This is a genomic window from Chitinophaga sp. (genome assembly GCF_039596155.1).
GTDB lineage: Bacteria > Bacteroidota > Bacteroidia > Chitinophagales > Chitinophagaceae > Chitinophaga.
The window spans coordinates 62,848-74,005 of sequence record NZ_JBCNKF010000039.1; the positions used below are offsets into that span (position 1 = coordinate 62,848).

7 protein-coding genes are annotated in these 11,158 nt (G+C 44.3%); 4 read left to right on the forward strand and 3 right to left on the reverse strand.

Annotated features, from left to right (window positions below; translation table 11 throughout):
• Positions 1-43 precede the first annotated feature (43 nt).
• Positions 44-1,057 (forward strand): hypothetical protein, encoded by a 1,014-nt coding sequence (locus tag ABDW33_RS27675; protein WP_343693351.1) that lies wholly within the window; start codon positions 44-46, stop codon positions 1,055-1,057.
• A 56-nt stretch (positions 1,058-1,113) separates the two neighbouring features.
• On the opposite strand, the gene ABDW33_RS27680 is transcribed toward ABDW33_RS27675, so the two are convergent.
• Complete coding sequence (locus ABDW33_RS27680) at positions 1,114-2,700, reverse strand: glycoside hydrolase 43 family protein (RefSeq protein ID WP_343693352.1); 1,587 nt, start codon at positions 2,698-2,700, stop codon at positions 1,114-1,116.
• 108 nt (positions 2,701-2,808) lie between these two features.
• Here ABDW33_RS27680 and ABDW33_RS27685 point away from each other — a divergent pair, with 108 nt between their 5' ends.
• The gene (locus tag ABDW33_RS27685; protein ID WP_343693353.1) at positions 2,809-3,831 is read left to right on the forward strand and encodes a LacI family DNA-binding transcriptional regulator; all 1,023 of its coding nucleotides are present in this window, start codon (positions 2,809-2,811) and stop codon (positions 3,829-3,831) included.
• A gap of 92 nt (positions 3,832-3,923) precedes the next feature.
• Here ABDW33_RS27685 and gap read toward each other — a convergent pair whose 3' ends face one another.
• Entirely contained in the window at positions 3,924-4,937 is a 1,014-nt protein-coding gene (gene gap, locus ABDW33_RS27690) for a type I glyceraldehyde-3-phosphate dehydrogenase (RefSeq protein ID WP_343693354.1), read from the reverse strand.
• Between the two features lie 94 nt (positions 4,938-5,031).
• Positions 5,032-6,024: a GlxA family transcriptional regulator gene (locus ABDW33_RS27695; RefSeq protein ID WP_343693355.1), complete on the reverse strand. Its 993-nt coding sequence runs from the start codon at positions 6,022-6,024 to the stop codon at positions 5,032-5,034.
• Between the two features lie 319 nt (positions 6,025-6,343).
• On the opposite strand from ABDW33_RS27695, the gene ABDW33_RS27700 reads away from it, so the two are divergent.
• Positions 6,344-8,701, forward strand: a complete 2,358-nt coding sequence (locus ABDW33_RS27700) for an ABC transporter permease (RefSeq protein WP_343693356.1) — start codon at positions 6,344-6,346, stop codon at positions 8,699-8,701.
• Positions 8,702-8,704: 3 nt separating this feature from the next.
• Positions 8,705-11,008: an ABC transporter permease gene (locus ABDW33_RS27705; protein ID WP_343693357.1), complete on the forward strand. Its 2,304-nt coding sequence runs from the start codon at positions 8,705-8,707 to the stop codon at positions 11,006-11,008.
• Positions 11,009-11,158 lie beyond the last annotated feature (150 nt).

Here is an 11,158-nt window from a genome sequence, read left to right on the forward strand (position 1 = left end):
GGGAAAACAAATTACTTTACACGCAAATCCTCAATACCTCTATATGAAAAAATGGTTTTTATTGTTTTGTTTGGCAGGAAGTGGAACTGCCATGGCCCAATCTAATGACACATTGCATGCTTATGATACATTGCATGTTAACAGTTTGAGTGTTGGCGGTAATATTAATTCCGCATTTCCTTTGAATGTAGCCAGTAAAGCCCGATTTAGTAATCAGGCCCATTTTGGGGACTCGTTTGATGATACTCCCTATGGCTGGGGCATTCAGATCGCCAGACCCACAAATCAGGGTGATACCCGTTTCCATTTATCGTTTGTCAGGGCAGGTCAGTGGGTAGCAGGTATGGGCTTTTTGCAATCAAGCAACACCTTTGCTATTCAGAATTATGGTAACAATAGTGTAGCAACGGGCATTTTTATTACATCTGGAAGTAATGTGGGTATCAACAACCGCACTCCTTCTACCACACTGGATGTAAATGGTGTCATTTCTATGAGCGGGAACTATTTTTATATGAATGGGACTGGTAGCATGTATTCAGATGCGAATAATATAGCTATGTTTACAAATGGCGGGTATATATTCAGTAACTATACGAATTCTAAAACGCGCGCGCAGATTTCATCCGGAGGTACTCTTTTTCTGTATGATACAACCACCAATACTGTCAAAACTGCGATTAATCCCAAAGGTACCTCATACCTGGGAGGAGGTGGCCTGGCTGTCGGAATGACTACTTTGCCCGCAGGTTATACAATGGCAGTAAATGGTACGATCGGCACGACTAAGTTAAAAGTAACGCAGACATGGGCAGACTTCGTTTTTTCTCCCGACTACAAGCTACCTTCAATAGCGGAAGTTGAAGCGCATATCAGGGACAATCACAAATTGCCTGATATCCCTTCAGAAAAGCAGATTGCGGCAGAAGGGCTGGATGTCGGTGAAATGCAGAAATTGCAAATGCAGAAGATTGAAGAACTGACTTTGTACATCATTGATCTGAAAAAGCAACTGGAAGCACAGCAGAAAGAAATTGATGCGTTGAAAGCGAAGTAATATTTTTCACATCGGATTTTCCGGAAGGGTTTGCCTGGTGGCAAACCCTTTTTCTTTTATTTTATTCTGAACCAGTCATAATCCGCATATCCTGCATCATTGATCTGTGCAGGACGGGTACAAAAGAGTCCGACTTTAGCTCCGATCCAACGGCCTGGTTTAGCAGCGAATGTTTCCTTTATCATCGTAAAGTCTTTGCCATTCATGCTATAACTAAACTGACAGTGGGCACCAGCAGACACCTGCACGCGAAAATAACAGGTACTATCAGCAAGTGTAGTGATGACCTGCTGGCTTTCGGCTTTGCCTTTGTCAGCATTTTTACAGGTACTGTAAACTAACTGCAATTCCTTTTGCTTTTTGAGAATAGAAAGTGAGGCGTAATCTGACCCCATAATAATGAGACCTGTGCGCTCGCCTTCTAAACCTGGATTGGGAGTGAATTTGCAAACGGTGGTTACTGTGAAGGAGTCATTGGGGAATTTCTGTAACAACAGGTTGGGAACTTCCCAATAGTTATACAGGGAATCAGGAAGTTTTGCGGAGAAAAGTCTTAAGACACCTCTGGACGGAGCGGACATGCCCCAGACAGGGAGAGGATTTGCCTGCCATTGCCATTGCAGACCGATTTCGCCTGAATTGAATTCATCTGAGGTAGGTGGAGTTTTAAGAGAGCTACCTGCGAGCGGTTTTTTCCAGGTGATAACGGGTTCTCCTTTGCCATCACCATCTTTGTCAATACCAATCACCGGCCAGTCGTCTACCCATTTCATCGGCTGTAAATGTACGACACGGCCATAGGCATCTTTGTCCTGGAAATGCAGGAACCAGTCGGTACCAGCGGGAGTAGTCACCCATGCTCCCTGATGGGGACCGTTGACAGAAGAAGAGCCCTGGTCCAGCACAATCTTTTCTTCATAAGGTCCTTCAATCTTCTTTGATCTTAAAATAAGTTGCCAGCCGGTACTGACACCGCCGGCCGGGGCGAAGATGTAATAGTAGCCATTGCGCTTATAGAGCTTGGGGCCTTCTAAAGTAGGATTGGATGGATGGCCATCAGCAACAAGGATGCCGGCATCGGTCACAGTGGTACCTGCAGCATTCATATGATGAAGGGTGAGAACGCTTTTGATACCCGCACGGCTCCCGGCATATGCATGAATGAGGTATGCCTGGCCATCATCGTCCCAGAATGGGCAGGGATCAATGATGCCCCTGCCTTCTTTGACAAGGATAGGAGCTGACCAGGGACCTTTGGCAGACCTGGCTTTAATCATGTAAATGCCAAAGTCGGGATCCGGGTAGTAGATATAAAATTCGTTTTTGTGATACCGGATAGCAGGTGCCCATACTCCGCCCCCATGCTGCACTTTTGAAAAGTGATCGTAGGGAGGCAGACGCAGCAGTGCATAACCGATGAGTGACCAGTTGACCAGGTCTGTAGAATGAAGGATGGGTAAGCCTGGAATGCAGTTAAAGCTGGAGGCAGTCATGTAGAAATCAGGACCGGCGGCACAGGCATCAGGGTCAGAGTAATCAGCATTGATAACGGGGTTTCGGTAAGTGCCATTGCCGAGATCCTGTGCATGGGTGCCTAAATAGAGAAAGCACAGGATGAGTGTACAAAAAGTGGATGGTGTCATTGTTTTTCAAATACGTGTAAATATGACACTAATGTAGGAGTTTTTTCCATTGAATATGACCGATCGTTTCCAGATAACGTTAAAATAAATTATATTTACGAAGACGTTATGAAATTTGAAGCAGCCACTATAAAAGATATTGCGAACGCACTGGGCCTATCCACCTCCACCGTTTCACGCGCATTGCGTGACAGTCATGAGATCAGTACAGCTACGAAACAGCTGGTATTGGAGTATGCTACCCGTATTAATTATCATCCGAATCCTATTGCGCTGAGTCTGAAAGAAAAGCGAAGCAGATCTATTGGTGTGATCGTAGCAGAGATCGCTAATAGTTTTTTTTCACAGGCTATTAATGGGATTGAGTCGGTGGCCAAGGACAAGGGATATAACGTAATTATTTCCCAGACACATGAATCGTTTGAAAAGGAGTTGATGACCTTGCAGTACCTGGCATCCCGATCGATAGACGGGCTATTGATTTCGGTAAGTAGTGGCACACAGAATCTGGAACATTTGAAGGCATTGCATGACAGGGGATTTCCTATTGTATTTTTTGACAGGATTGTGGAAGACCTGCAAACGCATAAGGTGATGGTGGATAACTTCAGGGGAGCATACGATGCGACTTTACATTTGGTGAATAAGGGGTATAAGCATATCGCGGTGCTGGCAGGACCGGAGAACCTCAGTATCAGCAGGGAGAGAGTGGCCGGGTACCTGGAGGCGCTGGCACAGTCGAGGATGAAACCCTCGAAATCAATGATTAAATATAGTCAGTTTGCAGGTTTGTATATTAATGAAGTGGAACAATCGGTGAATCAGTTATTGAAGCTGAGACCTAAACCAGATGCGATCTTTACGGCATCAGATAAGTTGACTACAAATTGCATGAGGGTGTTCAAGGCGAAGGGAATAAAAATACCTGAAGATATGGCGCTGGTGGGTTTTTCAAATTCAGATTTAATAGAGTTACTACATCCGCCATTGACGGTGGTCAGGCAACCCGCCTTTGAAATGGGGCAAATAGCGACGGGCATGTTACTGCAGCTGGTAGAGAGTAAGAAACCGGTCAGGGAGTTTGAGCGAAAGATATTAGCGACAAATCTGATTGTGCAGGCTTCGTCATAATGTTCGCCCTGAGGTAACAGGCAATTTGATTTAAAATGTCTATAGAAGCTTACCTGCGGGATGGCAATCCCCACAGGTAAACCAATACTTAATCAGGCTGTCTGTAGGTTATCCACTGTCAGTTTTGCTAATGCTACTGTCATTTCAGCTAAGCGATTAGAAATACCTACTTCATTGTCATACCACGCTACCACTTTCACAAGATTACCTATACTACGGGTTAGGGTACCATCCATCACGGATGAGTGTGTATTTCCTAAGATATCAGCAGACACCAGTGGTTCTTCCGTGTACTCCAATACACCTTTTAAACTGGTAGATGCATATGATTTGAAAAGATCATTGATCTCCTCAGCAGTTGCCGGTTTGATCAGATTAACAGAGAGCTCGGCAATGGAGCCATCTATAACCGGTACACGATAAGAGAATCCATCCAGTTTACCTTTCAGGCCTGGCAGCACATCGCCGATAGCCTTAGCGGCGCCGGTCGTAGTGGGTATGATGGATTGAGTGGCAGCCCGTGCCCGCCTGTAGTCTTTGTGAGGACCATCCTGCAACATCTGATCCATCGTAAAAGCATGAACTGTACTCATAAAACCTGAGGTAATACCATACTCTTTTTCCAATACATAAAGTAAGGGCGCGATACAGTTCGTGGTACAGGAGGCGGTAGACAGGATCTGATCATCCTTATCCATAATTTCATCATTTACGCCCACGACTACTGTCTTTACACCACCCGTAGCGGGGGCTGTGATCAGTACTTTTGACGCCCCCGCGGTGATATGCGCCTGTGCGGCTTCTTTCTGTGTAAACCGGCCGGTGGATTCGATTACCACATCGACTTGTAACGCCTCCCATGGAAGCTTTTGTGGATCTTTCTCACTGAGAAAAAGAATTTCCTGATCATTGACTATAATTTTATCATCATGCTGTAAGATCGTACCAGGAAATTTACCGTGGGACGTATCGTACCTGAGCAAATGTGCCAGTAGTTTTACATCTGTAAGGTCGTTGACAGCCACTACCTGCACATCTTTCTTGTCCTGCAATGCTCTTAAGGTCATTCTGCCTATTCTGCCGAAACCATTAATGGCGACTCTCATAACTTAATTTTTAGCGTGATAAATGTCCACCTCATCATGAGGAACATGATGCAGTAGCTATGTTAGAAATTTATTGGATTCTAAAACGTACTTATTAGTCAGAAAAAGACGTTCTGAATGTTCGCCTGTAATCACCCGGCGTCACATTCATATGTCTCAGAAATACTCTCCGCATTGAGACTACTCCTCCCAGGCCGCATCTGGCAGCAATTTGCTCCATGCTGTAATCGCTATCTTCCAGATATTTTCTCGCTATTTCCACGCGTAGTTTCTCTACAAACTTAGCAGGCGTCATACCTGTTTCGCGGGTAAACACACGGGTGAAATTGCGAAGACTCATATTCACGTGAGTGGCCAGTTCTTCTACTCCTAATTCTTTATCAAGGTGCTCCAGCATCCAGGGACGAAGTTTTCCGGCAAGGGAGTTGGCTACACTGTGAAGTTGGAGCAGGTTGGCGAATTGGGACTGGTAACCGGGTCGCCTGAGGTAAAGCACCAGTTTGCGGGCTACCTGTATGGCGACTTCCCGTCCATAGTCTTCTTCGACCAGGGCCATAGAGAGGTCAATCCCGGAGGAAACTCCACCAGAGGTATACACATTGCCATCTTTGGTATAAAATGGGTTAGTATCCACGCAGATATTAGGGTACATCTTCTGGAAAGTCCGGCTATGTTCCCAATGTGTAGTGGCAGTTTTACCTTCGAGGATGCCTGCTTCTGCAAGAGCGTAGGTACCTACGCAAATGGAGCCGACACGGCGCAGGCGGGGATAGTGGATTTTGAGCCAGTCGATGAGCCGTCTTTCTCCCGATTGAAGAAAAGCCATAGGGAAACCAGCCACGATAAGCGTATCGATGGGTTGAGTGATTTCGTCCAGGGTAACGGGACAGGTCATGGTGATACCACTTTTAGTGCGAACGGTCTTATCATCTCCATAGGCAGCCAATAGAATGTCGTAACCGGTATCTTCGGTGCCGGGACCTTCGTGCAGAATATTGTCAGCAGCAGCGAAAACGTCGCAGGGCCCCGCTATGTCGAGCATGAAGGTACCTGGCATAGGTACAATGACTACTAGTTTTTTTGCCATGGATGTGAATTATGAGTTAAAGGTAAGAGGTTTTAACGGTGGCGGAAAGGTCATAAATAATACAGATCCGGCCAAAATAATACCCTATATACTGTTGTTCTGCAGGGGCGGGAAAGATGGATTCCTTTAAATAATAAGCCACCTGGTATGTCCACATAGCACAGGCACTTCAAGTTTAACCACCTGTTCATTTTCAGGCAAAATACTGTACTAAAAACGAACATGTTATTTATTTTACGATATGTACTCCCCTGATACGACATCGCAAAAAGTGTGGCATTTGTTTCGTATGGCAAGCTCTATCCGCTAAACTGATCATATGCTAAAAGGGATCTTTATCATTGCCTGGCGCAACCTTCGAAAAGACCGCCTCTTTACCTTACTGAATCTCCTGGGCCTTTCCACTGGGTTATCCTGTGCACTCCTGATCTTTCTCTGGATCAGAGACGAAAAACAGATCAACCACTTCAACACCAAAGACGACCGTCTTTACCAGGTCCTCCTCAACATAAACGACAACGGTGTGATTCATACCATGGATCAAACACAGGGTCTGTTGGCTCAATCACTTAAAAATGATGTTTCCGGTATTGAATATGCCACCTCCATTCTCCCCTCCTCCTGGTTCAATAACGCAGGTATACTGACTTTCGGAGAAAACCACCTGAAGGCCGGCGGACAATTCATTAGCAAAGATTTCTTCGAGGTATTTACCTGTAGGGTACTCTATGGAAATGCTGCTGCTGATAAACACAGTATCCTGATCTCAGATAAAATGGCACAGAAGCTATTCCATCAGGAGCAGCTTGCCGTTGGCAAAACGGTCCATTGGGAACAGGGTGAATTCAGTGATGATTATGCCATTGCCGGCGTATTTCAGGCACCTCCTGCCAATGCAACAGAACAATATGATCTGCTACTCGACTACAATCTTTTTCTCGATAAAAGAAAGGAACTAACACAATGGTCCAACATCGATCCTAAAACGTATATCATCACAGGGAAAGGTGTAGATCCTGCTGTTCTGCAATCCCGTATCAAAGACTTTATTAAAACAAAAGATCCAAATACCAACGCCTCTTTAATACTCGAAAAATACGCCGACACCTATCTCTACAACAAATATGAAAATGGCCGTCAAAGCGGAGGAAGAATCGCCTATGTACATCTATTTGCTATCATCGCATTATTTATCATCATCATTGCCTGCATCAACTTTATGAACCTCAGTACTGCCAAAGCAGCTACCCGGGTAAAAGAAGTGGGTGTAAAAAAAGTAGTAGGAGCCAGCAGATGGCTGCTTATCATACAGTACCTGACTGAAAGTATTTTACTATCGCTACTTGCCCTGTTCATTGCCATAGTATTGATCATCCTGCTCCTGCCGGTGTTCAATCACATTACCGGCAAGCAATTGCAAATCTGGCCGGAAGCCTCGCTGATATTTTCTTTTATAGGCATTACATTACTAACAGGAGTGCTTGCGGGTAGCTATCCGGCGTTATACTTATCAGGTTTCAAACCGTCTGTTGCGTTGAAAGGCAAACTCCGCACTGCTTTTGGAGAAGTCATAACCCGCAGGGGATTAGTGATCTTCCAGTTTGTATTGTCTGTAAGTTTCATCATTTCAGTGCTCGTTATTTATAAACAAATGGCATATATCCAGCAGAGGAACCTGGGGTATAACAGAGCACACCTCATACATTTTGAAGTACCAACTGGTAAAATCGAAAACATGGCCTCTTTCTTAGCACTTCTTAAAAACCAGGTGGGCGTGCAGGATGCCAGTAGTTACTATCACAACTTTACCGGTAATCATGGCGGCGTAGGTGGTATGAGCTGGCCGGGCAAAGTAGATAACTCTGATGTGAATTTCAGTAACCTTGAGGTAGGCTATGGCTATCTCGAAGTAATGGGTGTGCAACTTGCCGCCGGCAGGTATTTTTCGAGAGATAGCCGCGCGGACCACGAAATTATTTTCAATGAGACCGCCATTCGTCAAATGGGTCTCAAAGAGCCTATTGGCAAAACAGTGCGCTTCTGGGACACGGAGAAGGTGATCGTGGGTATCGCCAAAGACTTCAACTATGAATCGTTATACCAATCTGTTAAACCGGCTTTTTTCCAGAGCTACCCGGTAATGCCCAACTTTGTCGTAAAATTAGCTCCAGGCAGCGATGAAGTCACCATTTCGCAGGTAAAACAATTGTATGAGGAACACTTTCAGGGGTTGACGTTTGATTACTGCTACGTAGATGAAGACTATCAGGCCTTGTATGCATCAGAAAAAAGGGTCAGTAATCTATGCAGGTACTTTGGAGGATTAACGATTCTTATCTCCTGCATGGGACTATTTGGCCTTGCCGCATTCACCGCACAAAGAAGACGGAAAGAAATCGGCATTCGCAAAGCAATCGGTGCTTCAGCCGGAAATATTGTTTCGTTGTTATCGGCAGACTATTTTAAATTGGTTGGCATTGCAATGGTCATTGCTTTTCCGCTGGCGGGCTGGATAATGCTGAAATGGTTACAAACCTTTGCTTACCGGATACAGATTGGTGCAGAAGTGTATATAATAGCGGGTGTTGTTACATTGCTCATTACCTTTACAACTATCAGTTATCAAAGTATAAAAGCAGCGCTGACTAATCCCGTGAAGAGCCTGCAAAATGAATAGTTTATGATTAAAAGAACGCTGCGCCGGTTCATCAAAGAACCACAATCCACTATTCTTCATCTCATTGGTCTGGGTACAGGACTTGCCTGTGCTTTATTGATCTGGCTATGGATACATGATGAACTTCAAACAGACCGCTTCCATAAAAACGGTGACCGCTTATATCAGATAATGGTGACACAACCGATAGGTACCCTGAAAGAAACCGGGCCTGGTACTGCAGGTGGTTTAGCACAGGAGCTTAAACATTCGATACCGGGTATTGAACAAGCTGTGACAATGGCACCGCAAATGTGGTTTGAACCCTTTAGCCTGAGTGATGGAGATAATACCATTAGTGCAACCGGCAATTTTGTTTCGAAGGATTTCTTTTCTGTTTTCTCATTTGAGTTACTGCAGGGAGATAAAAACAAGGTGCTAGCAGATAAACATGCGATGGTTATCTCAAAGTCACTTGCATTGCGCTTATTTCACACTACTGAAAATATAATCGGTAAAACACTTACCTGGAAACTATTTGATTTCAAACAACCTGTTACTATTACAGGTGTGTACAGTGATATGCCGGAGAATAGTACGATCCATATGGATTTTGTTTTAAACTTTGGTGCATGGGTAGATGAGATACCAGTTTCCGGAGATCCCGGAAATGGCACTGGTCCTTTTGACACGTATGTACTACTGAAACCTGGCACGGATATATCTCATGTACAGGCAGCACTGGGTAAATGGCCATTCCAGGTCCAGCTCTCTCTCCGAAACTTTGCAGACAGGTATTTGCAGGAAGGCAGCAGAAAGACGTATGTACGTATGTTTAGCCTGATTGCGATTTTTATTTTAATCATCGCGTGTATTAATTTCATGAACCTGAGCACAGCAAATGCGGCGGGGAGGATGAAAGAAATAGGTATCCGCAAAGCGATCGGGGCATCAAGGGCAACGCTTATCAGGCATTTCCTCGGAGAATCTATACTGCTCAGTTTTATGGCATTAGCGTTGGCCATTGGAATAGTCATACTGTTATTGCCAGCTTTTAATACAATTACAGGCAAAAAATTATCATTCAACCTGGATTATGTAACAATTTTGATCACGCTTTTTACAGGACTTCTGGCAGGTAGTTATCCTGCATTTTACCTCACCGGCTTTCACCCGGTTATTACCTTAAAAGGGAAATTCTTACAGACAGCTGGTAATGCATGGGCAAGAAAAGCGTTAGTGATTTTTCAGTTTGTAGTATCAGTTACTTTTATCATTGCTGTGCTGGTCATTTACCATCAGATAAAATTTATCCGGCACAAAAATCTTGGTTTTAAGAAAGAAAATGTCATTTATTTTCAGGCAGATGGCCCTGCAATGGAACGTAAAGATGCACTGATAGCTGGTCTCAAACAGATACCTGGGGTAATAAATGCGTCCGGTATGATGCGTAACATCATTATGCCGGCAGGAACCCCTGATTCCCATATACAATGGGATGGCAAGAATAAAGACAATGAAATCAGGTTTACCCAGATGCTTGTTAATTATGATCTACCTGAAACGCTGGGTATGACACTGCTGAAGGGCCGAACTTTCAGCAGAAATTTCGGTACTGATAAAGATGGGGTGATATTAAATGAAACAGCTGTAAAAACCATGGGCTTAACAAATCCTGTTGGCAAGACAATTTATACAGAAAACGTTCCTGTAAAGATTATTGGTGTAGTAAAAGACTTCCATTTCAACTCCCTGCACGATGCAATTCAGCCCTACATATTCCGGCTCTGGCCGGAATATGCCATCATAACCATGGTGAGAATCCGGGATGTAAGTGCTATTGAACGTGTGGCAGCTTACTATAAGCAATTCAATCCCGGTTATAGTTTCAATTACAAATTCCTTGACGACGCAGTACAGGCCCAATATAAATCAGAAGAGGTAATTGGTAGCCTTTCAAAATATTTCGCCGGGTTAGCCATTCTCATTTCATGCCTTGGATTGTTTGGGTTAACAGCTTTTACTGCTGAGCGGAGAAAGAAAGAAATCAGCATCAGAAAGGTACTGGGTGCTTCCGTAAAACAACTTGCATTTTTACTCTCGGGTGATTTTTTACAATTAGTGATTATCTCTATTATAGTTGCATTTCCGCTGGCGGCCTGGATAATGGAAAAATGGTTGCAGGGTTTTGCTTATCGCATACATCTGCAACCAGGTATGTTTATACTGGCAGCGTTGGCGACGTTGATTATTACCCTTGGTACAATTAGTTTCCAGTCGATGAAGGCTGCTTTTTCAAGTCCGTTGAAAGCGTTGCGTTCGGAGTAATGGTCTTTTCTTTTTTACTGATAAAATCGAGTAGGAAGTGAGGGATTAGTTCCCTCACTGTCCTCTCACACCACCGTACGTACCGTTCGGTATACGGCGGTTCCTTAATTTAATTTTCGAGCATTCAGGTAGCAGTCCGTCAGGGATAGG